This window comes from Leclercia adecarboxylata (assembly GCF_035787115.1).
In the GTDB taxonomy this organism is placed as follows: Bacteria; Pseudomonadota; Gammaproteobacteria; order Enterobacterales; family Enterobacteriaceae; genus Enterobacter; species Enterobacter adecarboxylatus_E.
In genome coordinates, this window is sequence record NZ_JALKTL010000002.1 from 55679 (window position 1) to 78620 (window position 22942).

Annotated in this window: 24 protein-coding genes; 10 read left to right on the forward strand and 14 right to left on the reverse strand. The window is 52.4% G+C overall.

Translation table 11 applies throughout. The annotated features are described in order from the left end of the window. Positions 1-3: 3 nt before the first annotated feature. Together selD and MXM41_RS07665 are read right to left on the reverse strand one after the other, a co-directional pair. Positions 4-1047: a selenide, water dikinase SelD gene (gene selD, locus MXM41_RS07660; RefSeq protein WP_325930944.1), complete on the reverse strand. Its 1044-nt coding sequence runs from the start codon at positions 1045-1047 to the stop codon at positions 4-6. Positions 1048-1163: 116 nt separating this feature from the next. After that, a complete protein-coding gene (locus MXM41_RS07665; RefSeq protein WP_325930945.1) occupies positions 1164-1715 on the reverse strand; it encodes an NAD(P)H nitroreductase in 552 nt (183 codons plus the stop codon). Positions 1716-1880: 165 nt separating this feature from the next. Between MXM41_RS07665 and sppA the strand changes: the two genes are divergently transcribed. The 4 genes from sppA (at position 1881) to MXM41_RS07685 (ending at position 6913) form a co-directional block, all read left to right on the forward strand. Next, positions 1881-3737, forward strand: coding sequence for a signal peptide peptidase SppA (gene sppA / locus MXM41_RS07670; protein ID WP_325930946.1), 1857 nt, complete (start codon positions 1881-1883; stop codon positions 3735-3737). Positions 3738-3796: 59 nt separating this feature from the next. Further along, positions 3797-4813, forward strand: a complete 1017-nt coding sequence (gene ansA / locus MXM41_RS07675) for an asparaginase (RefSeq protein ID WP_325930947.1) — start codon at positions 3797-3799, stop codon at positions 4811-4813. Between the two features lie 9 nt (positions 4814-4822). Next, positions 4823-5464, forward strand: coding sequence for a bifunctional nicotinamidase/pyrazinamidase (gene pncA, locus MXM41_RS07680; protein ID WP_325930948.1), 642 nt, complete (start codon positions 4823-4825; stop codon positions 5462-5464). Between the two features lie 195 nt (positions 5465-5659). After that, complete coding sequence (locus MXM41_RS07685) at positions 5660-6913, forward strand: glycoside hydrolase family 18 protein (protein WP_325930949.1); 1254 nt, start codon at positions 5660-5662, stop codon at positions 6911-6913. 49 nt (positions 6914-6962) lie between these two features. On the opposite strand, the gene MXM41_RS07690 is transcribed toward MXM41_RS07685, so the two are convergent. Both MXM41_RS07690 and msrB read right to left on the reverse strand, forming a co-directional pair. Then, positions 6963-7241, reverse strand: coding sequence for a YeaC family protein (locus MXM41_RS07690; protein WP_325930950.1), 279 nt, complete (start codon positions 7239-7241; stop codon positions 6963-6965). A 42-nt stretch (positions 7242-7283) separates the two neighbouring features. Continuing rightward, the gene (gene msrB / locus MXM41_RS07695) at positions 7284-7697 is read right to left on the reverse strand and encodes a peptide-methionine (R)-S-oxide reductase MsrB (RefSeq protein WP_250589021.1); all 414 of its coding nucleotides are present in this window, start codon (positions 7695-7697) and stop codon (positions 7284-7286) included. A 341-nt stretch (positions 7698-8038) separates the two neighbouring features. On the opposite strand from msrB, the gene gapA reads away from it, so the two are divergent. Continuing rightward, positions 8039-9034: a glyceraldehyde-3-phosphate dehydrogenase gene (gene gapA / locus MXM41_RS07700; RefSeq protein ID WP_006174810.1), complete on the forward strand. Its 996-nt coding sequence runs from the start codon at positions 8039-8041 to the stop codon at positions 9032-9034. Between the two features lie 75 nt (positions 9035-9109). After that, positions 9110-9994, forward strand: coding sequence for a D-hexose-6-phosphate mutarotase (locus MXM41_RS07705; RefSeq protein ID WP_325930953.1), 885 nt, complete (start codon positions 9110-9112; stop codon positions 9992-9994). A 45-nt stretch (positions 9995-10039) separates the two neighbouring features. On the opposite strand, the gene MXM41_RS07710 is transcribed toward MXM41_RS07705, so the two are convergent. Further along, positions 10040-10894 (reverse strand): aldo/keto reductase, encoded by an 855-nt coding sequence (locus MXM41_RS07710; RefSeq protein WP_325930954.1) that lies wholly within the window; start codon positions 10892-10894, stop codon positions 10040-10042. A 758-nt stretch (positions 10895-11652) separates the two neighbouring features. Here MXM41_RS07710 and MXM41_RS07720 point away from each other — a divergent pair. Next, complete coding sequence (locus MXM41_RS07720) at positions 11653-11880, forward strand: hypothetical protein (protein WP_325930956.1); 228 nt, start codon at positions 11653-11655, stop codon at positions 11878-11880. Positions 11881-11984: 104 nt separating this feature from the next. On the opposite strand, the gene MXM41_RS07725 is transcribed toward MXM41_RS07720, so the two are convergent. The 3 genes from MXM41_RS07725 to MXM41_RS07735 all read right to left on the reverse strand — a co-directional run bounded on the left by MXM41_RS07725 (position 11985) and on the right by MXM41_RS07735 (position 13069). Further along, positions 11985-12293, reverse strand: coding sequence for a helix-turn-helix domain-containing protein (locus tag MXM41_RS07725; RefSeq protein ID WP_325930957.1), 309 nt, complete (start codon positions 12291-12293; stop codon positions 11985-11987). 60 nt (positions 12294-12353) lie between these two features. After that, the gene (gene xisR, locus MXM41_RS07730) at positions 12354-12620 is read right to left on the reverse strand and encodes an excisionase family protein (RefSeq protein WP_325930958.1); all 267 of its coding nucleotides are present in this window, start codon (positions 12618-12620) and stop codon (positions 12354-12356) included. Positions 12621-12877: 257 nt separating this feature from the next. After that, positions 12878-13069, reverse strand: coding sequence for an AlpA family transcriptional regulator (locus MXM41_RS07735; RefSeq protein WP_325930959.1), 192 nt, complete (start codon positions 13067-13069; stop codon positions 12878-12880). 142 nt (positions 13070-13211) lie between these two features. Between MXM41_RS07735 and MXM41_RS07740 the strand changes: the two genes are divergently transcribed. Together MXM41_RS07740 and MXM41_RS07745 are read left to right on the forward strand one after the other, a co-directional pair. Then, complete coding sequence (locus MXM41_RS07740; RefSeq protein ID WP_325930960.1) at positions 13212-13430, forward strand: hypothetical protein; 219 nt, start codon at positions 13212-13214, stop codon at positions 13428-13430. Positions 13431-13516: 86 nt separating this feature from the next. Further along, positions 13517-13675, forward strand: coding sequence for a helix-turn-helix transcriptional regulator (locus MXM41_RS07745; RefSeq protein WP_325931901.1), 159 nt, complete (start codon positions 13517-13519; stop codon positions 13673-13675). A 765-nt stretch (positions 13676-14440) separates the two neighbouring features. Here the strand turns inward: MXM41_RS07745 and MXM41_RS07750 are convergent. Beyond that, a complete protein-coding gene (locus MXM41_RS07750; protein ID WP_325930961.1) occupies positions 14441-15451 on the reverse strand; it encodes an Abi family protein in 1011 nt (336 codons plus the stop codon). A gap of 1318 nt (positions 15452-16769) precedes the next feature. Here MXM41_RS07750 and MXM41_RS07755 point away from each other — a divergent pair. Continuing rightward, complete coding sequence (locus MXM41_RS07755) at positions 16770-17090, forward strand: hypothetical protein (RefSeq protein ID WP_325930962.1); 321 nt, start codon at positions 16770-16772, stop codon at positions 17088-17090. A 286-nt stretch (positions 17091-17376) separates the two neighbouring features. On the opposite strand, the gene MXM41_RS07760 is transcribed toward MXM41_RS07755, so the two are convergent. Genes MXM41_RS07760 through MXM41_RS07780 form a run of 5 tightly spaced genes read right to left on the reverse strand, consistent with a single transcriptional unit; the run spans position 17377 to position 22705 of the window. Continuing rightward, on the reverse strand, positions 17377-20076 hold the full coding sequence (locus tag MXM41_RS07760) for a lytic transglycosylase domain-containing protein (RefSeq protein WP_325931902.1): 2700 nt from the start codon (positions 20074-20076) through the stop codon (positions 17377-17379). Then, positions 20073-21392 (reverse strand): phage DNA ejection protein, encoded by a 1320-nt coding sequence (locus MXM41_RS07765; protein WP_325930963.1) that lies wholly within the window; start codon positions 21390-21392, stop codon positions 20073-20075. The genes MXM41_RS07760 and MXM41_RS07765 overlap by 4 nt, the downstream gene beginning before the upstream one ends. Further along, a complete protein-coding gene (locus MXM41_RS07770) occupies positions 21392-22072 on the reverse strand; it encodes a DNA transfer protein (RefSeq protein ID WP_325930964.1) in 681 nt (226 codons plus the stop codon). Before MXM41_RS07770 ends, MXM41_RS07765 begins: the two co-directional genes overlap by 1 nt. Continuing rightward, positions 22066-22527, reverse strand: coding sequence for a DUF2824 family protein (locus MXM41_RS07775; protein WP_325930965.1), 462 nt, complete (start codon positions 22525-22527; stop codon positions 22066-22068). The genes MXM41_RS07770 and MXM41_RS07775 overlap by 7 nt, the downstream gene beginning before the upstream one ends. A 16-nt stretch (positions 22528-22543) precedes the next feature. Continuing rightward, the gene (locus tag MXM41_RS07780) at positions 22544-22705 is read right to left on the reverse strand and encodes a hypothetical protein (protein ID WP_325930966.1); all 162 of its coding nucleotides are present in this window, start codon (positions 22703-22705) and stop codon (positions 22544-22546) included. Positions 22706-22942: the final 237 nt, after the last annotated feature.

The following is a 22942-nucleotide window of genomic DNA, read 5'->3' on the forward strand; positions in this document are numbered from 1 at the left end:
GAATTAACGGATCTCAACCATCGGGCGGCCACCGCGGGCGGTCACCAGCTCGCCTATGGCGGTCAGGGTGATACCAAATTCAGCAGCGGTTGCGCGCACCTCGTCTTCGGCATCTGGCGTCACGGCCAGCAGCAGGCCGCCGGAGGTCTGCGGATCGCACAGCAGATCGCGCCACTCAGCGGGCATATCGCCCATCAGGTGCCCGTAGCTGGCAAAGTTACGCTGCGTCCCGCCCGGTACGGCGCCCTGGGCGATGTAGGCTTCGACACCCGGCAGCTTCGGCACATCCTGGTACCAGACCTGCGCCTGCACCCCTGCGCCCTGGCACACTTCGCTGAGGTGGCCCAGCAGCCCAAAACCGGTCACGTCGGTCATCGCCTTCACGCCGTCGATACTGGCAAAAGCAGCGCCGGCAAGGTTCATCTGGCACATCACGTCCGTCGCCAGCCCCTCGTGCTCCGGCAACAGCAGCGACTTTTTCTCGGCGGTGGTGAGCACGCCAATGCCCAGCGGCTTGGTGAGGAACAGCTTGCAGCCCGCTTCCGCGGTACTATTACGTTTGACGCGTTCAGTCGGCACCACGCCGGTCACCGCCAGGCCGAAAATGGGCTCCGGGGCATCAATCGAGTGCCCACCCGCCAGGGCGATCCCCGCCTGCTGGCAGGCGAAACGTCCACCCTCAATGACCTCGCGGGCGATCTCCGGGGCCAGGGTATTGATTGGCCAGCCGAGGATCGCAATCGCCATGATCGGCTTGCCGCCCATAGCGAAAATGTCGCTGATGGCATTAGTGGCCGCAATGCGCCCGAAGTCGTATGGATTATCGACAATAGGCATAAAGAAATCGGTGGTGCTGATAATACTGGTGCCGTTGCCTAAATCGTATACCGCGGCATCGTCGCGGGTTTCGTTGCCAACAAGCAGGTTCGGGTCGACAAACTTCGCCTGCTCGCTGTGCAGAATGGTCTCCAGCACCTTAGGGGAAATTTTACAACCGCAACCGGCTCCATGGCTGTATTGCGTTAAACGAATGGCTTGCTCGCTCATGACAATCTCCTTTCATTACAATTGCACTATGTTAGCGCTCATTCCATTAAGTGATAAGTATGACTGTCTGAATTCTGCTGCACTTGCTCAGGATCCAGACAGTTTTATGCAATCGATCAGAAACGGGTGACAAAAGGCGCGGTATCGGGCACGGAGACGGTAGTCGACGCCTTGAGCTGCGGGGTGCCCAGATAGAGGAAACCGACGATTTTATCCTCTGCGCCACAGTCGAGGCCTTCCCGCACAACCGGGCTGTCGGTCAACGCGCCGCTGCGCCAGATACCGTTGTAGCCCTGAGCGACCGCCGCCATCTGCATCGCCATTACCGCGCAGCCGGCAGACATCTCCTGCTCCCACACCGGCACTTTGTGCTGCGGCTGGCATTTAGCGACCACGGCGATGATCATCGGAGCGCGGAACGGCGCGTTACGAGCCTTTTCAATCGCCTTATCATCCTGCCCGGCGGCAATAGCGCCTTTCTCCAGCAGGGTGCTGAAGCGCTCGCGCCCTTCCCCTTCGATGATAAAGAAGTGCCACGGCTGTAAGGTACCGTGATCCGGCGCGCGCATCCCGGCGCGGAGAATATTCTCCAGCTGTTCGCCAGCCGGAGCGGGCTCTGCCAGACGCGCCGCGCTACGGCGATTAACAAGCAGTTCGAGTGCATCCATTGGGTTAACTCCTGTCTTGAAATTTACTCAAAATTAACACGACGGCAGATTTTGTTACAGCGTAGCAGGCGATTCCTGCTGACAAGTGACGGTCGGGTCATTACGATAGCCCGACAACACCGTCAAGTGGCGACGGTTAGGTAATTATCTGGACAGGGAGAATACATGCGAACCCTCTGGCGACTGTTTGCCGGCTTTTTTAAATGGACGTGGCGTCTGCTCAATTTCGTCCGCAACCTGGTGATGAACCTCTTTTTCATCCTTATTGTAATGGTTTGCGTCGGTGTCTGGATGCACCTCAGCTCCAGCAGCCAGAGCCAGAATGCCGGGCGCGGCGCGCTGCTGCTGGATATCGCCGGCGTGGTGGTGGACAAACCTTCCACCAGTAATCGCCTTGGCGTGCTGGGCCGTCAGCTGTTTGGCGCCAGCGGCGACCGTCTGCAGGAGAACTCGCTGTTCGATATCGTCGACGCCATTCGTCAGGCGAAGGACGATCGCAACATTACCGGTATCGTGCTGGATCTGAAGAATTTTGCCGGGGCGGATCAGCCCTCGATGCAGTACATCGGTAAAGCGTTGCGTGAGTTCCGCGACAGCGGCAAACCGGTGATTGCGGTGGGTGATAACTACAGCCAGGGGCAGTACTATCTGGCAAGTTTTGCCAATAAAGTGTGGCTCTCGCCGCAGGGTACCGTCGATCTGCACGGCTTTGCCACCAACGGTCTCTATTACAAATCACTGCTCGATAAACTGAAGGTTACCACCCACGTCTTCCGCGTCGGGACCTATAAATCCGCCGTCGAGCCGTTCATCCGTGACGATATGTCGCCTGCTGCCCGTGAAGCGGACAGCCGCTGGATTGGTGAACTGTGGCAGAACTACCTGAGCACCGTTGCCGCTAACCGTCAGATCACCCCTGAACAGCTGTTCCCTGGCGCGCAGGGCATGCTCGACGGGCTGCGTAAGGTTGACGGCGATACGGCGAAATATGCACTGGATAACAAGCTGGTTGATGCTCTGGGCTCCAGCGCTGAGGTTGAAAAATCCCTGACCAAACAATTCGGCTGGAGCAAAGAGGATAAAAACTACAGCGCTATTAGCTACTATGATTATCAGGCGAAAAAACCGTCTGATACCGGGGACAGCATCGCCGTGGTCTTCGCTAACGGAGCGATCATGGATGGCGAAGAGACGCCGGGGAACGTCGGTGGCGATACCACTGCCGCGCAGATCCGCGACGCGCGCCTCGATCCAAAAGTTAAAGCGATTGTGCTGCGGGTTAACAGCCCGGGCGGCAGCGTCAGCGCATCAGAAGTGATCCGTGCGGAACTGTCAGCGGCCCGCGCCGCCGGTAAACCGGTAGTGGTCTCCATGGGCGGTATGGCGGCATCCGGTGGCTACTGGATTTCCACCCCGGCAAACTACATCGTGGCAAACCCAAGCACCCTGACCGGCTCGATTGGCATCTTCGGGGTGATTAACACCGTCGAAAACAGCCTCGACTACCTTGGCGTACACACCGATGGCGTTGCCACCTCACCGCTGGCCGATATCGCCGTGACGAAAGCGTTACCGCCGGAAGTGTCGCAGATGATGCAGCTCAGCATTGAGAACGGCTATAAACGCTTTATCACTCTGGTGGCTGATTCCCGTAAGCGAACGCCGGAACAGATCGATGAGATTGCTCAGGGCCACGTCTGGACGGGCCAGGATGCGAAGAACAACGGTCTGGTGGATAATCTGGGTGATTTCGACGACGCTGTGGCCAAGGCGGCTGAACTGGCGAAGCTGAAGCAGTGGCATATCGATTTTTATAAGGATGAGCCTACCTTCATGGATCTGGTAATGGACAGCTTCTCCGGCTCGGTAAAAGCCATGCTGCCCGACGCGCTGCAGGCATACCTGCCCGCCCCGGTCGCGACGGCAGCTAAAGCGGTCAAAGCGGAGGGCGATAAGCTGGCCGCCTTTAACGATCCGCAAAACCGCTACGCGTTCTGCCTCACCTGCGCTAACGTACGTTAATTCCCATCCCCTCTTCGTTGAAGAGGGGATTTTTCTTTGAAGCCCAAGAACAGTACATCATGCAAAAGAAATCAATCTATGTGGCCTATACCGGCGGTACCATCGGTATGCAGCGCTCGGAAAATGGCTACATCCCGGTATCGGGCCATCTGCAGCGCCAGCTGGCGTTAATGCCTGAATTCCATCGCCCGGAGATGCCGGATTTCACCATTCACGAGTATGATCCCCTGATGGACTCTTCCGACATGACCCCGGAAGACTGGCAACATATTGCCGAGGACATTAAAGCGCACTACGACGACTACGATGGCTTCGTGATCCTGCACGGTACGGACACCATGGCCTTTACCGCCTCGGCGCTCTCCTTCATGCTGGAGAATCTCAGCAAGCCGGTAATCGTTACCGGGTCGCAGATCCCGCTGGCGGAACTGCGCTCCGACGGGCAGATCAACCTGCTTAACTCTCTGTACGTGGCGGCAAACTTCCCGATTAACGAAGTGAGCCTGTTCTTCAATAACCGGCTCTATCGCGGGAACCGAACCACCAAAGCCCATGCCGACGGCTTTGATGCCTTTGCTTCGCCAAACCTCACGCCACTGCTGGAAGCGGGTATTCATATCCGCCGTCTCGGTACACCGCCGGCACCGCACACTTCCGGTGAGCTGATCGTTCATCCGATCACCCCGCAGCCGATTGGCGTGGTAACGATCTACCCGGGTATCTCCGCCGAAGTGGTGCGTAACTTCCTGCGTCAGCCGGTTAAAGCGCTGATCCTGCGCTCCTACGGTGTGGGCAATGCGCCGCAGAACGGCGAGTTCCTGAAAGAGCTTCAGGAGGCGAGCAGTCGCGGGATCGTGGTGGTAAACCTGACCCAATGCATGTCCGGCAAGGTGAATATGGGCGGCTACGCCACAGGTAACGCTCTGGCCCATGCGGGGGTGATCAGCGGCTTTGATATGACGGTCGAAGCCACACTGACTAAACTTCACTATTTACTCAGTCAGGATCTGGATGTACAGGCGATCCGCACCGCGATGATGCAAAATCTGCGTGGCGAACTGACGCCAGACGAATAAGGAGTGGTTATGAAGCAGCGAGCTCTGTTACTGGTTGATTTACAAAATGATTTTTGCGCGGGCGGCGCGCTGGCGGTAGCCGAAGGCGACAGCACCGTAGACATAGCCAATGACCTGATATCATGGTGCAAAGCGCGCGGCGAAGCGGTGGTGGCCAGCCAGGACTGGCACCCGGCGGATCACGGCAGCTTTGCCAGTCAGCATAACGTCGAGCCCTTCACCCAGGGCGAGCTGGACGGCCTTCCGCAGACCTTCTGGCCCGATCATTGCGTACAGCACAGCGAAGGTGCTGAGCTGCATCCCCTTCTCAACAGCAAAGCCATAGACGCGGTATTTCAGAAGGGCGAAAACCAGGACATCGACAGCTATAGCGCCTTTTTTGATAACGGGCACCGGCAGAAGACGGGGCTGGATCAGTGGCTGCGCCACCACGAAATTGTCGAGCTGATCGTAATGGGGCTGGCGACGGATTACTGCGTGAAATTTACCGTGCTGGACGCGCTTCAGCTGGGCTACAGGGTGAACGTCATCACCGACGGTTGTCGCGGCGTGAACATACAGCGCCAGGACAGCGCCCAGGCATTTATGGATATGGCGGCGGAAGGCGCCACGCTGTATACGCTGGCGGACTGGCAGGAGACCCAGGCCTGATCGCCTTGTGCCGGGTGGCGGCTACGCCTTACCCGGCCTGCTAATGACCGCAAATTACCGGGCAAAATTCCCATAAAACCCATAAGGTGAACTGCCTCGCACTCTCAGCGAGGCGGTAATGTTATTCTTTTTTGGCTTTTTTTCGCCACGCCTTTCCGTGGCGCGATATTTTTATTTAGTCAAAGAGGAACTTGTATGAAACGTTTGCCATTGCTGGCAGCTTTACCCCTGCTCTGCGCGTCGGTTGCTTCCGCCAGTTCGTTGATGTCCGTGGGCTATTTTAACGGTGGTGGCGATGTCACTGCCGGACCGGGCGGGGACATTAATAAACTGGATGTGCGCCAGATAACCCACCTCAACTACTCCTTTGGCCTGATCTACAACGACGAGAAAGACGAAACCAACGCGGCGTTAAAAGACCCCGCCAAACTGCATCAAATCTGGCTCTCTCCAAAAGTTGCCGCCGATCTGGCTTTGCTCCCCGTTTTGCGTAAACAAAATCCTGACCTTAAGGTGCTGCTCTCCGTGGGCGGCTGGGGGGCGCGCGGCTTCTCAGGGGCGGCATCAACTCCCCAGACCCGCGCGGTGTTTATCCGCTCTGCTCAGGCAATCGTGGAGAAATACGGTCTGGACGGAATCGATCTCGACTGGGAGTTCCCGGTGAACGGCGCATGGGGGCTGGTCGCCAGCAAACCAGAAGATCGGGCTAACTTTACCGCCCTGCTGAAGGAGCTGCGCACCGCGTTTGGCGATAAAAAGCTGGTGACCATCGCGGTGGGCGCGAACGTGGAGAGTCCGAAAAGCTGGGTGGACGTCAAAGCAGTGGCACCGTTACTCGATTACATTAACCTGATGACCTACGACATGGCGTACGGTACCCAGTACTTTAACGCTAACCTGTATGACTCCAGCGCCTGGCCGACGGTCGCCGCCGCGGATAAATATAGTGTGGACTTCGTGGTCAATAACTATCTGGCTGCTGGCCTGAAACCGCAGCAGATGAACCTCGGTATCGGTTTCTATGGTCGTGTACCTAAGCGCGCCGTCGAGCCGGGTATCGACTGGAGTAAAGCCGATGCGCAAAAAAATCCTGCGACCCAGCCTTACTTCAGTGCGCAGCAGATCGACCTGTTCAAATCGCTGGGCTACGATCTGACCAAAGATACCTATGTGAAATACAACGACATCGTTAAGACGTTTTTGAACGACCCGCAGAAACGCTTTACTGAACAGTGGGACGATGAGGCTAAGGTACCGTGGTTATCAGTGAAGTCTGATGACGGCAAACCGCTGTTTGCCCTGTCGTATGAAAACCCGCGTTCAGTGGCGATAAAAGCGGAGTACATCAAAGAGAAAGGACTGGCCGGGGCCATGTTCTGGGAGTACGGCGCAGACGACAATAACCAGCTGGCGAAGCAGTTAGCCGATTCGTTGGGAATCAAACACTAACGGTTTAAACAGGCCCGGTGACAGCTTCACCGGGCCGCTGTTCATGCGATCAATGAACTTTTAGCGTCGCGATCGATTTCGGCGCAATGCCAAAATCCTCCTTCAGCTGTTGTTTACTTTTCATCACCATCTGACCCTGAGTGTCAATGGTCATGTGCTGCGCCTCGGTGTTATTACGCGCCTGCCACAGCATTACCAGCTGCAGACAGTTCTCTTTCTGCTCCGGGGTCAGTGCCACACCATCGGCCCATTTACCCAGTTCCACCGCCGTAACCAGACGCTGATAAACATCTGGCGTCATGCCGTTGATCATCTCTTCAATATTCATGTTAAATCGAGCTCCAAAGGAATAATTTGCTGAATCGATTTTTCAACCTTTCGTCTGGTCGCCATTCTGGTCATCAGTGAAGCTTAAAGAGGCGGAGTTAACGCAAAAACGCTCGCCTGTTGGCTGCGGGCCATCCGGGAAAACATGACCGAGATGGGCGTCACAGTTTCCACAGCGGATCTCAATGCGCTCCATACCGTGACTGGTATCCTTCAGATAATGAATTGCCTCTTCACTTACCGGTTCATAGAAGCTTGGCCAACCACAGCCAGAGTCATATTTGCTCTGGGAGTTAAACAGCGCCGCATCACACACCAGGCAGTGGTATACACCGTCCCGCTTGTTATGCAGTAAACGCCCGGTAAATGGCGGTTCTGTCCCGTGATTCTGCGTCACGTAGAACTGCATTTCAGTGAGGTTTTTTTTCAGTTCATCGGGGTTATGTTGATTCGACATAGGCTGACATCTCGCAGTTGAAACAGACAACTTTTACCGACGATTCTAACAAAACATTAACACTGAAGTATGAACTTTTGTTCTAAACTTACTCGTTGCGCAGAGGTGCTCAGACAAATGTGATCTACTCCACATTTTTATGTGGGCAGCCCTTTAAAATTCCGTGCGCAGGCCCCATATGGGTGCAAGCTCCAAGGGAATGTGAGGTAGGTCAATCGAGCAAAGCTAGTGCGAAGGATTGATTTGTCGCAATGATTGACACGATTCCGCTTGACGCTGCGTAAGGTTTTTGTAATTTTACACGCAACCTTTTATTCACTAACAAATAGCTGGTGGAATATATGACTATCAAAGTAGGTATCAACGGTTTTGGCCGTATCGGCCGTATTGTTTTCCGTGCTGCTCAGGAACGTTCTGACATCGAAATCGTTGGTATCAACGATCTGTTAGACGCTGAATACATGGCGTACATGCTGAAGTACGACTCAACTCACGGTCGTTTCAACGGCACCGTTGAAGTGAAAGACGGCCACCTGGTTGTTAACGGCAAAACCATCCGTGTTACTGCTGAAAAAGATCCAGCTAACCTGAAGTGGAACGAAATCGGTGTTGACGTAGTAGCTGAAGCTACCGGTATCTTCCTGACCGACGAAACTGCGCGTAAGCACATCACCGCTGGCGCGAAAAAAGTTGTTCTGACTGGTCCTTCTAAAGACAACACTCCAATGTTCGTTCGCGGTGCTAACTTCGAAACTTACGCTGGCCAGGACATCGTTTCCAACGCATCCTGCACCACCAACTGCCTGGCACCGCTGGCAAAAGTTATCAACGATAACTTCGGCATCGTTGAAGGTCTGATGACCACCGTTCACGCGACCACCGCTACCCAGAAAACCGTTGACGGCCCGTCTCACAAAGACTGGCGCGGCGGCCGTGGCGCAGCTCAGAACATCATCCCATCCTCTACCGGTGCTGCTAAAGCTGTAGGTAAAGTACTGCCAGAACTGAATGGCAAACTGACCGGTATGGCGTTCCGCGTTCCTACTCCGAACGTTTCCGTTGTTGACCTGACCGTTCGTCTGGAAAAAGCAGCAAGCTACGAAGAAATCAAGAAAGCAATCAAAGCGGCTTCTGAAGGCGCAATGAAAGGCGTTCTGGGTTACACCGAAGACGACGTTGTTTCTACCGATTTCAACGGCGAAGTTTGCACTTCCGTGTTCGATGCTAAAGCGGGTATCGCACTGAACGACAACTTCGTGAAACTGGTTTCCTGGTACGACAACGAAACCGGCTACTCTAACAAAGTTCTGGACCTGATCGCTCACATCTCCAAATAAGTGAGATGAGAAATTGATCCAAAAAGGCGACCTCGGTCGCCTTTTTTTATGGCTTTAAAGACAGAGGATTGCGTAATGATTAAAACAATTTTTGCACTTCCGGTAGTCGAACAAATTACCCCTGTGCTTTCCCGCCGTCAGATTGACGAAGTTGAAGTGATTGTCGTTGAACATCCGCAGGTTCAGGCGTCTGTCGCCCTGCAGGGCGCACATCTGCTCTCCTGGCAGCCTGAAGATGAAGTGGAAGCGCTGTGGCTGAGTGATGTCACCTCCTTTAAAAAAGGGGCTGCTATCCGCGGCGGCGTGCCGATCTGCTGGCCGTGGTTTGGTCCGGCTACCCAGCAGGGTCTGCCGTCGCACGGTTTTGCCCGCAATCTGCCGTGGACGCTAAAAGCGCACAACGAAGATGAGTCCGGCGTGGTGCTGACCTTTGAACTGCAGAGCGATGACGAAACGCGCAAACTCTGGCCGCACGACTTCACCCTCTATGCACGCTTTAAGCTGGGTAAAACCTGCGAGATTGAACTGGAAGCGCACGGTGAATTTGAAACGACCTCTGCCCTGCACACCTATTTCAACGTTGGCGATATTGCTGCCGTCACGGTGAACGGCCTGGGTGATACCTTTATCGACAAGGTAGATAACGCGAAAGAAGGCAGACTGAGCGACGGCGCGCAGACCTTCCCCGATCGTACCGACCGCGTCTATCTGAACCCGGAAGCCTGTAGCGTAATCGAAGATACTGTGCTGAACCGTGCTATTGAAGTTATCCATCATCACCACAGCAACGTGGTTGGCTGGAACCCTGGCCCGGCGCTGTCGGTAAGCATGGGGGATGTACCGAATGACGGTTATAAAACCTTTGTCTGCGTGGAGACCGCCTGCGTGAGCGAACCACAAAAAGCGACTGAAGAGAAGCCTACCCGTCTGGGACAGACGATTCACATTGTGAAGCGTTAATCCCCGCCCCTGCCCTCTCCATGCTGAGAGGGCATGAGATTCACTTCACACTATGTCTAACGCCGTTTTCTGTTTCGGCGCCGGTAATGCCACATCCAGTTTCAGTAATGCCTCTGCTGACAATGAAATATCCAGCGCGTCCGCGTTCTCTTCCACATGCTTAATCGAGGATGCTTTCGGGATGGCTATTACCCCGCGATGGCTGATAACCCACGCCAACAGAACCTGAGCCGCTGTGGCGTTGTACTCTTGCGCAATCGCATTGACCACCGGATGATTTAACAGTCCGGCGCGTAGTCGTCCGGCCTGCGCCAGCGGACAATAGGCCATCACCGGCATCTGCTGCTCCTGGCACCACGGCAGCACGTCATATTCGATCCCGCGAGAGGCCAGATGGTAGAGCACCTGATTGGTGGCGCAAGCCTTGCCACCCGGCACCTGCCAGAGCGCCTGCATATCGGCGTAATCAAGATTAGAAACGCCCCAGCGGCCAATCTTACCTTGCTGTTGCAGCGTCTCCATTAGCCCGACGGTCTCCTCCAGAGTGTGATTACCCCGCCAGTGCAGCAGATAGAGGTCAATATGATCCGTACCCAGACGGCGCAGGCTGGCTTCACAGGCGGCAATGCCTTTTGGCCCTCCGGCATTCCACGGGTAGACTTTGGAGACCAGAAAGACCTTATCGCGCTGGCCTTTCATCGCCTCGCCCACCACCTCTTCCGCGCCGCCCTCGGCATACATCTCGGCAGTGTCGATCAGCGTCAGTCCCCGCTCAATGCCCGCCCGCAGGGCATCCACTTCCTGACGGCGCTGACTCGCCTTTTCACCCATATACCATGTGCCCTGGCCAATGGTCGGCAGCATAACCTTGTCGTTAAACGTAACGGTTTTATCGCTCATAACAGGCTCCTTTTTATCTGCACCACCCTAAAACAAACGGGGCTCAAGAGCCCCGTTATGATGCACAGATTGAATCATCAATAACGCCAACAGAGCTTATAAATAAAGGCTCTCTTATTAATAAAAACATTTTGTGTACACCCCCGGGTACACATTAAGCGGCAGTGCTACCCCTTCGCTTAGTTTTTCATGCCATCCGACAGAGTAGTTCCTATCAAATACGGCTGCCCACTAAACAGTTTTACTCCATGTGTACTTAAAAAGCGTTAGTTCAGTTGGTTCAGTTGGTTCAATTTGTAAAGGTGATTGTTTTTAAAAGCGTTATTTCAAAAAAGTGAACCAACACACCCCATTTTTGAACCAACAAAAAGAGGCCGTGAACCAACACGCCGCTTAAAATCCGTTATTTAGGGGGGAAACCACCAGCTTAGGGATTGTCTGATGCTGGTTTAGTGCTGATCACCTCGCGCGTCGTGGCGCTGGTTTGCTCCACCTATATGCAGGGCCGGTCATCATTTCACGGTCCCGCCTGGCTATTACAGTTTCCTTTGCCAGCTGGCGCTTCAGCTCTCGCAGTTCTGCATGGTTATGCTGGTGGCCGTCATGCTCCAGTTTGGCAATGGTGAGTAACTCGATTTCGCGTGGTGTCATGGAAACTCCCTCTGATGGTGATCGGCATTGTAATGCCAGCCATGAGATATGTTGGCGTTTAACCTTAGTGCGGTACGACTGATTTCCAACTAAAGCGAGGAGAAGAGATGAAAAAGAAAAACCAGCATCAAAGTAACAAGGCAAACAACATGGATGATGACACTCTGATTGATATGAAATTTCTTGTGCAGAAATCGGGCTTTACGGACAGATACTTTTACAAGCTTATTCAACGGCACCAATTTCCTGCACCGATCAAATTCGCACGCGCTTCGAGATGGCTATACAAGGATTATCGAAACTGGCTTGATAAACACATCAATCCTTCTCGATAGCACCCGCCTGAAAATCTCTATTACCCACTCTGTTTGATGTTGCTAGCCAGAGGATGTAGCGTCTGGCTGGCAATACTCTTTCTTTCCGCTATTGATATGGATGACTATTGCTTTCTATTTTTTCTAATCTTCAACAAAGCGTGCAGTTCTTCATTGACCCGTTTCGGATCCCGGTACTTATAGCCATCAGCAGATTCATAGCTAGGTTCAACATGAGAATCTTTCTGCGCTTGGCTGACTACAGTTGTTAAAGCGGCCATGCAATCATCTTTAGTGAACAGGTACGGAGACCTGGGCTTATCGCTCACTCGATACGCTTTAAGCCTACCGGTGCGAACCCACGCTGTGACTGTGGCCGTTGAGATTCCAAGTAAATCAGCGGCTTCGGCTCTAGTTAAAGTTATTTTATCCATAAATCTCCTGTCTAAATGTCAATAGACTGAATGGTATGATCTAGCCAGAGGGGAACTTGACTACTCTGCAGACTTACACTTTTTTGCCCTAGGCTTGGCTGGCTGCTGACGTTCAACCCAGTTATCAACTTCAAAGCGATTGTAGAGGATGGGGGAATTCTCCTTTGGCTGGCAGTCCCCGGAGTAGTGCCGGTACTCTCGACCTTCAAGCCATGACTTTTCACGAGCCGATTTTATTGCGTTTTTGGTCAAGCCAGTGATGGCCATTAGCAGCTCTTCAGATACCCATTTATTTGGAACCAGCTGGATTATTGGTTTCTCTGTCATTCCCTCACCTGCTCCGCTGTTTGGTTTACTGCCTTTTTAAATTTACCATTTTCGGTGGCAACCTGCCTGGCAACCTCATGTTTGGCAACCGGCGTTTTGCCGGAAACCTGTATGGAAACCTCCCCATTGGTAACCGGAAGAAGCGGTTACCAGAACTGGTTACCCGAGTTGGTTACCAACTGCAGGTATCCAGCCAATTCCTGCCGTTCTGGTGGATACCAATATGGATACCTCGCATTTTGACACCAGAGCTCTGGTTAGCCTTTGGGGTTCACGCCTCCATTTAAGATCCAACTTAACACAGCCTCCCGCAAGTAAACCTTTGGATGGGTCTTGACCGGCTTCGGGAATCTATGCCGGTGCGTGTAATTCCAGATGGTCTGTCGTGATGAAATACCTAAAAGCTCCATCACCTCTTTTTCCTGCATCAAAAGGCTATTTATTCCCATAGCGTTATCCTTACTGGATCGAACAGCAGTTTTTGATTTGCTCACATGTAAACTTTCGTGTCGCTGTCGGGCTGGTGGATATCAAACCAACCCCATGATTGTTTGCCCATTTTGGTGGTCTTTCTTTTGCCTGGAGAAAACCATGAATGACAACATCCTGCTTACCAGTGACGTACTGGCTCGCTACAAGATTTCCCGAAGCACTCTCTATTTCTGGAGCACCCCAGAGCGCATGCCGGCGTGCTTCTCTTGTCCCTTTCCTAAACCTACCATCCCTGGCAATCCGAATCGCTGGCGGGAATCAGAAATCGCAGCTTGGGAAGAAAAGGTTAATTTGTCGAAAGCGGCTAACAAATCATGATCTGCAGATGAAACTCTCAGCCCACTCAAACCTGCTTAGTCGATAGATCGGGAGAACCTATGCGCCTTATCCATTTAAGCGAAGTCATGCTCAGAACGGGCTTCAAGAAAACGGCAATCTACTCATGGGTTAAAAAGGGCTTGTTTCCGCAACCAGTTAAAATTGGCAGATCAGCCAGATGGTCGCTAGAAGAGGTGGAGGCTTGGATCCAGAACCAACTTGACTCGAGGGCTGACAGCGAATGAATGGAGCTTGAATCGAGTCAGGGCCCGCCGTCTTTCAATCCGCTGGTCATATGCGATTGATGGACAACGGCTGGACAAGTTAGCTGTCCGGGCCTCCTGACTCACGGCACAACGTCGGACAACCGTTGGACAAGCCGATATACAGCGCCGCGCCAGGCGTTCCGCAGCATTCACTAACCGGACTTTTTCTAGAGGACATTTTTGTCCTTTGACAGATCTGTAGGTTCGCACGTAGACGATGGCAAAAACCTGCGTACCGCCATCATGCGTGCCACTCTTCCGTGGTAACTTTTTTGGTAACCAGCGCTGGTTACTGGCAGCCGGCCACTACCATTCTGTTGGAAAACTCAAGCTAGAATCTTCTACTCGGCGGCTAATCCTTATGCTTTCGGACACATCTCCTCGCCCCTCCCATTAACAAAAATGCTCTTTGTATAGAGGCGTTTTGGCATAGAAGTTATACATATATCTAGTGCCACTTTTACGGGAAAAGTGACCCTATGAATTCTGCTCCATAGTGCCACTTTTAAAAAAAATGACCCTATGCGGGTTCGACATAGGGTCACTTAGTGACGAAAAGTGACCCTATCTATCAGGCATTTGGATACCATCAGACTTTGCTGGATTTATTATCTCTATGGCCGTAACTGATAACAGGTTTTTACAGGTCGCCAAACTCCCAGATTACGAAAATTTGGCGTATAGCCAAGGTGAGGAAGGGGGGTGTAGACATAACTCTTCCATGTCAATTAACCATTAGTTGAGTCAACTACGGTTCGCTAGCGCGTCAGCCCAAAATTCGTCTTCCATCCAATTAGATGGTATTCCCATATGGGCTAGGGATACCTGAGAAAATCTCGACAGTAAATCTTTCAGCCTCAGAGCCCATGTTGATGAGGGGCTAATCGTATACAGTAAGCATTGTAACGCAGCTAGTATTGGATAAAGCCTTTTCTCATATCGAATCTGCCGATCGGCAAGTTCGGGAGTATTCTTTAACCAGCGAACCCTATCAGAGTTTGGAATTTTGATGCTGAGTCCGAACTCTCTGTTCCACAGCCGACTATGGTGGGCACAGTGATTTCTAATTGTATTGAAGGACTTGAGCCATGACACAAGCAATTCAGCATTGCTTCCTAAGCTTGTCGCGATAGCCTTTTGGTCTGATACGCGGCTCAAGCCGGCATAAAGATGTGACAAGCTACCCCAAGTTAGCAACTCTACCATCATCCAGCATGGGGGAAGCCTTGGGCTGTCGTATTTACAAATGTAATGCCTCAGAAAGGTTTCCTTTTGAAGGTTTTCCATAATGGAACTCTTCTGTTCTTCTGACAGACCTTTCCTTTTTTCCAGATGCCTCACATCATTTTCATATCGCTTACGCTCGTCATCCAGCTGCTTTTCCAAATCAGATAAAAGCCGCTTGTGACCATACTCTCTTTTGAAATGCGTCTCATCTAGATACCAGAATGGATTGTTTCCATATGTCACAGCCATGTGATTACATAGATTAGCCCGGACCGCCACCTCGACACGTTCGATCGCATCCATAATTAAGAGACGCAACTCTCTATCAAACACATAAAGTGTCAGTACGTCATCGAAACTGATATCTGGTTTAAATGTATGCTTTCCATCAGATGGAATGCAAAATGGAATAGCGTAAGCTGACAAGCGATAATAGCTGATGAAAGAGAGATACCTTACCGCCCTGTTCTCATCAGGAACATTCAATCCACGAGCTTTCCACTGCTCCAGATGTTCTTGTGGAGACATAGCGGGCTTACTAAAGGCTCCCATCCTAACCCTCAAATTCAAGACAAAAAAAACCCGCCAATTTGGGCATCGTTGAGAGGCCTGGCGGGTGTGTTGAGTTAAATTTATCTTCAAGTAGGAAATTGTCAATAGCATACTATTGCTGTTAGCTACAATTCGGCACCGTTCGCAGTCACATCACACAACATAATGTTGTTTTAGTTTCATAAAACACAACCCGTTGAGCTTATTGTTTTTACCTATTAATAAGCCAAGAAACGAACGGGGATGTATGGTTCCCACTTCCAAACTGGCTAACCCCTGCGAACCAAAGTGGGAACCTGCAGCTGCGGACCGCCGAAGATGCGTTTATGTGGCTGGTGGTCGCACTGGATAATCACCAGGCCCACCGCAACCATAACAATCCATAACAGGCTCTACGCACTAACAATTGCTAACAGGTCAGCTCGTAACACTAAGTTTGACTAAGCCTGACTGCAAATTGCCCATTTTGGATGTTAGGTTTTATAAGGTTTCTTTATGGACTCCGAAAACTCTCATGCTGCTCGCGTAGTGCCCCCACAAAAATCTTTGTTGCCAGGTGATGTCAGAAATACCTTCATCATGTTTCGCTCGCGTAGTGATGTCGGAAAAACCTTCCGATCCTCATAGTGACCCCGAAAAAACCTTCACCCTATCGGTGAAAGAGCCTCGCGTGGTGACCGTAAGAAAACCTTTGGAGGGGTATGCCTCGTACTTGTCTCGAAATTCCATGCAGTGGGCATCTCAGCTATTCTGCGCCTTCGGTGATGTACAGTTAATTTTCAATCAGCGGCCTTTCCCGCCGGCCAACCTCACGCGCGCGTACTGTTGCATAAAGTCGCTTATCCTCGCGTAGTGACCCCACAAAAATCTTCCTCCTCGCATAATGAATCCACATAAACCTTCCCAGCTCGCATGGTGAGGTAATTAATATCTTCTTCGCGCGCGTACTGGTCACGAAACTCCCCCCTCTTCACATAGTGATCACCGAAAAACCTTCCCCTGGTGTGTTTGGTACAAAACATCTATCTGTTCGTATAGTGACCCCAGATAAATCTTCACGTGTGCGCGCATAGGCGCGTACTTATCGCGAAACCCCGTTCGGCGAGGTTTGAGACGTGAATAGCCTTGGTGCGTATTAAGCATTATTCATCACCGGAATGCTTAGGATGCTCTTGGGGCTTAGATGTACTTTGACTGTTTACGTTGGAGCTTTTGCGCAATGACAAGTTTTCGCTACTTTTAACTCGCGTCTCCGATAGCGCATGATAAAGTTTGCCAAAACACAGGAGGGCTAATGAAAGCCATATGCGCTATTTTCACGGGATGTTTGTTTCTGTTTGCTCCAAATGTTTTTGCATTAGATGCTGGTGATTTTTCGAAGTTAGAAGGTTATACCATCGCTAAGATCACCCAAGTTGATGGTGATTTTGAGGGGTGTGATTTTGATAAAAAGATAATTTTAATGAATGGCTGGACACTGACTTGTAACACCTTTAATTACTCATATTCATACTCGCCTGCAGTCGCTATCCTGAGCAGAGATATAGGAACGGGATATGCTATTAAAGCTGTAATCGGTGATCATGTGTATGACATGCAGCCAATAAAAAAATAACAATGCCGAGGATTAAATGAAAAAGATAGCTCTGGTTCTTCCCCTGCTCCTGGCGTCATGCGCGCAGTCGACTCAAATCAACCGAGGGGATGGGAAAAAACAATATCTTATCGAGTGCGGGGCAGCATCCGCATGGAGTGTCTGCTATGAGGAAGCTAACAACGTTTGCCCGTCAGGCTACAATGATGTGTCCAAATCATCCGGGTTTAACCGAAAAGAAATGACGGTTGAATGCCAATAGCCTTCCATGGCCCCTGTGACTCCGATAGCCAACCCGCCAGGCTGGCTATTCTTTTTCACCATCATCTTTCATGCCGCTGAGCGTAGCGACAATCCCGGCCCTTGTCAGTTGCGTGAATCCCTCCGCCCCGACAGCGTCCCGGATCGCTTTCATGGCAATCTTATTGGCTGCAAATCTCTTCTCAGCTGCGGCTAACGCTGCCGGTGAGGCTCCCGCGTTTACTGCCTTTGTGGCCTCCTGAACCGCCTTCTCGATGGCATGCCGGCCACTCCTGGTTGCGCCAATCTTCGCTACTGTATTCCTCAGCGCACCACCAGCAACCAGGCCACCAATCGAGCCCAGTACGCCACCGCCGAATCCGCCCGCGATTGCTCCAGACTGCTGAATTCCATTCATAATCACGCCGACAATTTTAGGAAGCCCGGTATCCAGCGTTTTAAGGGCCTCGGTCGTTCTGCCTGTGCGCTCTATGTATCGTTGCGGCCTGGTGCCGGCTTTAGCGAGCACGCCGAACTCCTTCATAATTTTCCCTAGTTCCGGCGCATGTCTGCTGATGGCTTTTACATTCTGCGGGGTCATAATTTTGGCAAAATACTGGAGCCCTGCGCCTTCACCGACACCACCCCTTTCTCCCTGCGCCGCAGCATGTTGGAGAATGGAAGCTATTGCTGGCTGGCGTTCTGCTTCCGGCAGTGAGGCGATAAGGCGGTTGAATGCCCCGGGCCCGCTATCTGCTGATGCCTTAAGCATATCGACACCTTTTCTTACCATGGCGTCTGATGCCAGATCCCGACCAAAAACAGATTCGGCATTTTGTTTGGCGGTAATGTATCCCTTCGAGAGATCGTTAGCTTTCTGCCACTCAGGGAGGAAATTGCCTTTTTCAGCCATGGTGCGCATATCATCAGTGATAGCGCGACGCATCTCCCCGGCTGTCCTGGCGGCATTGGCCTTACCGGCGCGAATGTTTGCCTGTTCAGCATCAGCAAACTTAGCGCGCCATGCCTTCATCCCGTCAAAGGTTATGCCGTCACCTTGGCCGTTAGCGGCCTGAAACTGCTTCATTTCTGGGCTCAGTGGCACCCCAGCCGATTTCTCAGACTGAACGACAGCCATTCCATTACTCATTTTCATTCTGTCGCGCGGCATCGTGCTGCGCAGATCCGCCCATGCCGCGTTCTCGGCGATTTTCATGTCGGCCAGGCTCGCGCTGATACGATCTTTAATCGCTGCGCTTTTTTCAGATGCGCTACCAGACTCAGCACCGAAATCAGAAAGCTGTTTATTCAACTTTGAAGATATTTCATTGAAGGCAACCAGGTGCGCATCCTGTACGGTACCGGGCGTTGACGCTAGAACACCTTCAGCCTGAGCAATACCACGACTACCTGACCGCATCCCAGGTGTGAGAGTATTAATATCAACGCCAGTATCATCCGCAGCCTTTGCTACATCATCGCTAATGACTGCCGCCTGGGTGGAAATGTTTTCACGACCGGCGGCCGAACGCGCTGCTCTTGATACGTCATTAGATGTATCCAGCGCATTGCCAGCTCCACCAGCAGGGCCCGCATTCCCACGCAACACGCCGGTTGCCGCTTGCCCGCCCTTTATCAAAGCTCGAGCCCCCAGCGATCCAGCCATGCCAATACCAGTCTCTTTTGCAAAGTCCTCCGGGCTGATCTGCCCGTTCTTTTGAGCGTTCACCAGTGTGCCCGGCAGGTTTTCCGCCAGCATACCAGCAACCTGAGTGGCGGCGCGTTCAGCGCGTGGAGAATTAGCAATTGAAGCGGCAGCAGCGGCTGTCCTTTCCGCGCCCACCCCTGGGATGAGGTAAGGGGCCAGTTGTTCACCAGCCTGCGCGTATGGGTCTGTAGGACGATCTATGGGGCGATATACAGGTGACATTGGGTTATATGTGCCATCTCCCATGCCAAGCTGCTGGCCTGCCCATGCCCCTGCCGATTGGGCCGCGTTGATTACACCAACCCCGGCGTCCATTACATCAAACGGGATATTGGCAATCCCTCTGGCTGCCTGTTCAGGCGCTGCTTTCAGGCCAGGAGAAAGATACTCCATCTCAGGGTTAAGGTTTGACTGGGCTACCTGCTGTTGCGGTTCCCCGGACGCCTCATTGGCGAGAAACTGGGCTCGTTTCTGTTCCCACGAGCTGGCGGTTGGCTGCCCTGCCTCCTGATTCTTAAACTGCTGTCGTTTTGCATCCCATGCCGAGGTATCACCCACCTGTGAGATTGCCTTATCGAGGTCTGAGTAGTCAGGCTGCTGAGGGGTGCGGCGCTGCCCAGCCTGGGCATACTGCAGGATTTCGCTGTCACCAGGGATAATCCCTGCATCTGCAAATTTACTGACGTAATCCGCTGTTTCAGCTGGCAGTGTAGCTTTGCCGTTCCTGACCGCATTAACACGCGCGTTGCCGGAGTTGTAACCGGCCAGCGCCATACCTATATCGCCAAAGCGCTTCACCCCTTTGTTAAGGTGGTTTGCTGCGATGTCCATTTGCTTTTCAAACGGCAGTGAGCGCGGATCCGTCCCGCGATAACCCGCATCAGTCATTGCCGACGGCATCAGCTGGGCATACCCTCTGGCACCTTTCGGTGATTCTGCGCCACCGTTGCCACTGGATTCATTGCCCACTAACGTTTCCATTGTGCCGGATGGGAATCCGTATTTTTCATCGAGACGGCGGGAATAGGCTGTCTGTCTTTCTGTCATCTGCGCCATTATTGCCCTCCCTTAAGTTTTGCCTGGTAGTAACTTTCCGGCAGGTAGCCATGTGCGGTCACATAATCCTTAACCAGTGAGGGATCCTGCAGCAGCATTTTGGTATCTGTGTCCTCATCCTTCGATTTGGTTACAGGAATGCCGAGCCCGGCAATCTGACGCTTCTGCATGCCGACAATGACGTTTTGAGCTTTGTTCAGCTCCCGCAAGAACGCCTCGTTACTGGTAGCTGACTTAATGCCATTTTGAGACTGTACAAGCGCTGCCCTCTCGCCCTCAGTTGGGTTACCGCCAAAAGTCCCTTTCAGGCTCGGCAGAATAACCTTGAGGCTGTATTCATCAGCTTTGGCGCGTAGGCTTCGCGTGTCCTCTGCCATGTCAGGAAGGAACCCAAGCCCACCAGTCAGTGGGTTGTAGTTTTGCGAGCGGGTGACCGCCGTTGGATGCTGCCCGACAATACCCGCCAGCTCATGCCCTACTCCAAGCGCAGAGTTCAGGGAGTCGATATTTCCTGCGACGGTATTAATTTTGTCGTTCTGCTTCTCCATTTTCGCCTGCTGTACTTTGCCAAGTTCAGCGTTCAGCTTGTCGCGCTCGATATCATTTTGAGCACGCCCAAGCCGTGCTTTCAGAGCCATTTCCTTGGTACGCAGCTGGTTATCTGACTGTGCTTTGAACTGCTCAAGATCTAGCCGCCTATCGCCCTGCTCCGCATTAACCTGAGCGTTATAGGCTGAGGTGTTTGCGTTCTGCTGCGCGATGCCCTGCCCCTGCTGTTTATCCTGTACCGCAAAGTAACTATTCGGATCAGCATGAAGGTGAATCAGGTCAGTGGTTCTGTTGAATCCCTGCGGGTCGTTCTGCCAGGACTGATAAACCTCTTCCGCAGGCAGGCCAAATCTCTGTAACACAGGATTCGCCTGCTGAATGGCTTTCTGCATGACCATGGGATCACCGGTCTGCGAAGCAAGCCGGAGATTCATTGCTGCGTCAGCGGTTTGCCGGTTCTGCTCAGCGTCAATGAAGCCCATCTGTTTCTGTGAGTCAGCCATAAACTGCGGGTACTGGGCCATTAACTGCTGGACGCCAGCACGGTCGTTTTTGGATACCTTATCCCCTAGTTGCTTCTGATAATCCTTAAGTTGCTTGGCGGCCTCCGCCTGCTGATTAATCTCAGCAACGCCCCGCAGTCCCTGAAGGGCCATCAGCCCCACATTCGGCTGTTGTTGATACTGCATAGGTTGAGGAACGTCAGCACCTGGAGCATTTGTATTTTGAGGAGCCATGCTCGCGAGCCCACCAAGTTGCCATGTAGCCATTAGTAACTCAGCCCCCCAAGTAAGCCAATGCCACCGCCAATCGCGGCACCAACACCAGTACCCAGCACAGGAACAACACTACCCAACGCAGCACCGGTCATTGCCCCTGTAGCCGCGCCACCAATACCTCTTGCAAAAGCGGATGGCTGTTGCGCCTGCCCTGCACGAATGGAACCAAGCCCCTGCAAAAGTTGCCCGGTATTGTTCGCAAAGTTCTGCCCTGATGTAGCCTGACCCGAAGTTGCGTTCATCCCGATATTGAGCATATTTCCATAATTTTGCATCTGCCCACTAAGCCAGTCGTTATAAAGCTGTGGGCCAATTGCGCTCAGTTGGTTTGCTGTAGCAGTGGAACCTAAACCGCCCGTAGCCTCTGCAGAACGCAAAATCTGGTACCGCGCCTGATCAGCCATTCGTTGGTATACACCCGAGCCGAAGAAATCATTTGCCGCTTTGTCCTGCCCTTCAAGCGTCATTAGCCCCTGCAACCCCTGTAACGCAGGGAGGCCAACCTCGGCATACGGCTTAAGGTTATTCATCACCGTATTCCACTGCTCACGCTGCAAATCAATTGCCTGTTGCTGGGTTTTAGCCTGAGCCTTTGCGCCGCCGTCGCTGCTGCCACCTTTGGCATATACCGCACGGGAAAGATGTTTGTTTGCGATCTGGAAAATTAACATTCGACGAATTCCTTATATTGCTGGCGCGTAAGCTGGTACAGAGTCACGCCGACTGGTTTTTCATTGCAGATATACGCATCTTCCAGGTGGCCTACACGAGTCGCGCCAAGCAGGCGGATAATCGCTCTGCCGTATTTCGTTGTGTCGGGCACCATCGTGATGCTGTTCAGGAAGGGAGAGTTCTGAAGAAGCCATTTGCAGAATAAGCGGTGACCGTTCAGCGCATACTCACCACGGAATCCGGGATCGTAAATTGCGTGCGCCTCCACTATGCAGTGCCAGAAATTGCGCACCTCATGCACGCCAACCAGCATCAATCCTTCGTAGATGCCGAGGTAGAGCGCGTCGGCTTTGATTTGATAGCTATCGCCTGACTCAACAATGTTCCCTGTATTTAGGGGATCGTTAAGAAAGGCCTGTAATCGCAGTGGGTCATCAATGATTTTCAGTTCCATGCGTTACCGCCCGCTGCTACATGCAACCCGCCAGCGCCTTTTCCATGAGGCCTCGCGCGATTTCGTGAAGAGATGGCGCAACGCCAATCCCTGATTTTTTCCGCTGCTCGTCCTGAATCCTTTTGATGGCCTGCATCTGCTTTTCGCTGAGCAGGACCGGTTTAACTGAAACAGCCATACAACCTCCGTCACTGTATAACGATACAGCCATTATAGTTTCATAAAACGCAATGATCATTACTTATATTGCAAAAAATGAAATGAATTGGGCGTAAAAAAGCCACCCTTTCAGGTGGCCTGTTATCAGGTGTTATCGCTGGCTGGCGAACCCTTTTTTATGGACTCAAGAAATTCAGGATGCGTTCCTTTTTTATGGACTCCAAAAACTCTGTAATGCGCCTTTATGGTGTCGCAT

What these genes read in the sequence shown, in the direction of transcription:
- MXM41_RS07690 (WP_325930950.1), bottom strand. Translation starts at nt 7,241, where the DNA reads ATGAATATTGAAGAGATGATCAACGGCATGACGCCAGATGTTTATCAG.
- MXM41_RS07725 (WP_325930957.1), bottom strand. Translation starts at nt 12,293, where the DNA reads ATGGATAAAATAACTTTAACTAGAGCCGAAGCCGCTGATTTACTTGGA.
- MXM41_RS07740 (WP_325930960.1), top strand. Translation starts at nt 13,212, where the DNA reads ATGAATGACAACATCCTGCTTACCAGTGACGTACTGGCTCGCTACAAG.
- MXM41_RS07755 (WP_325930962.1), top strand. Translation starts at nt 16,770, where the DNA reads ATGAAAGCCATATGCGCTATTTTCACGGGATGTTTGTTTCTGTTTGCT.
- gapA (WP_006174810.1), top strand. Translation starts at nt 8,039, where the DNA reads ATGACTATCAAAGTAGGTATCAACGGTTTTGGCCGTATCGGCCGTATT.
- xisR (WP_325930958.1), bottom strand. Translation starts at nt 12,620, where the DNA reads ATGACAGAGAAACCAATAATCCAGCTGGTTCCAAATAAATGGGTATCT.
- MXM41_RS07770 (WP_325930964.1), bottom strand. Translation starts at nt 22,072, where the DNA reads ATGTTAATTTTCCAGATCGCAAACAAACATCTTTCCCGTGCGGTATAT.
- MXM41_RS07665 (WP_325930945.1), bottom strand. Translation starts at nt 1,715, where the DNA reads ATGGATGCACTCGAACTGCTTGTTAATCGCCGTAGCGCGGCGCGTCTG.
- MXM41_RS07775 (WP_325930965.1), bottom strand. Translation starts at nt 22,527, where the DNA reads ATGGAACTGAAAATCATTGATGACCCACTGCGATTACAGGCCTTTCTT.
- MXM41_RS07735 (WP_325930959.1), bottom strand. Translation starts at nt 13,069, where the DNA reads ATGGGAATAAATAGCCTTTTGATGCAGGAAAAAGAGGTGATGGAGCTT.
- msrB (WP_250589021.1), bottom strand. Translation starts at nt 7,697, where the DNA reads ATGTCGAATCAACATAACCCCGATGAACTGAAAAAAAACCTCACTGAA.
- MXM41_RS07765 (WP_325930963.1), bottom strand. Translation starts at nt 21,392, where the DNA reads ATGGCTACATGGCAACTTGGTGGGCTCGCGAGCATGGCTCCTCAAAAT.
- selD (WP_325930944.1), bottom strand. Translation starts at nt 1,047, where the DNA reads ATGAGCGAGCAAGCCATTCGTTTAACGCAATACAGCCATGGAGCCGGT.
- MXM41_RS07780 (WP_325930966.1), bottom strand. Translation starts at nt 22,705, where the DNA reads ATGGCTGTTTCAGTTAAACCGGTCCTGCTCAGCGAAAAGCAGATGCAG.
- MXM41_RS07685 (WP_325930949.1), top strand. Translation starts at nt 5,660, where the DNA reads ATGAAACGTTTGCCATTGCTGGCAGCTTTACCCCTGCTCTGCGCGTCG.
- MXM41_RS07705 (WP_325930953.1), top strand. Translation starts at nt 9,110, where the DNA reads ATGATTAAAACAATTTTTGCACTTCCGGTAGTCGAACAAATTACCCCT.
- ansA (WP_325930947.1), top strand. Translation starts at nt 3,797, where the DNA reads ATGCAAAAGAAATCAATCTATGTGGCCTATACCGGCGGTACCATCGGT.
- sppA (WP_325930946.1), top strand. Translation starts at nt 1,881, where the DNA reads ATGCGAACCCTCTGGCGACTGTTTGCCGGCTTTTTTAAATGGACGTGG.
- MXM41_RS07750 (WP_325930961.1), bottom strand. Translation starts at nt 15,451, where the DNA reads ATGTCTCCACAAGAACATCTGGAGCAGTGGAAAGCTCGTGGATTGAAT.
- MXM41_RS07720 (WP_325930956.1), top strand. Translation starts at nt 11,653, where the DNA reads ATGAAAAAGAAAAACCAGCATCAAAGTAACAAGGCAAACAACATGGAT.
- MXM41_RS07745 (WP_325931901.1), top strand. Translation starts at nt 13,517, where the DNA reads ATGCTCAGAACGGGCTTCAAGAAAACGGCAATCTACTCATGGGTTAAA.
- MXM41_RS07710 (WP_325930954.1), bottom strand. Translation starts at nt 10,894, where the DNA reads ATGAGCGATAAAACCGTTACGTTTAACGACAAGGTTATGCTGCCGACC.
- pncA (WP_325930948.1), top strand. Translation starts at nt 4,823, where the DNA reads ATGAAGCAGCGAGCTCTGTTACTGGTTGATTTACAAAATGATTTTTGC.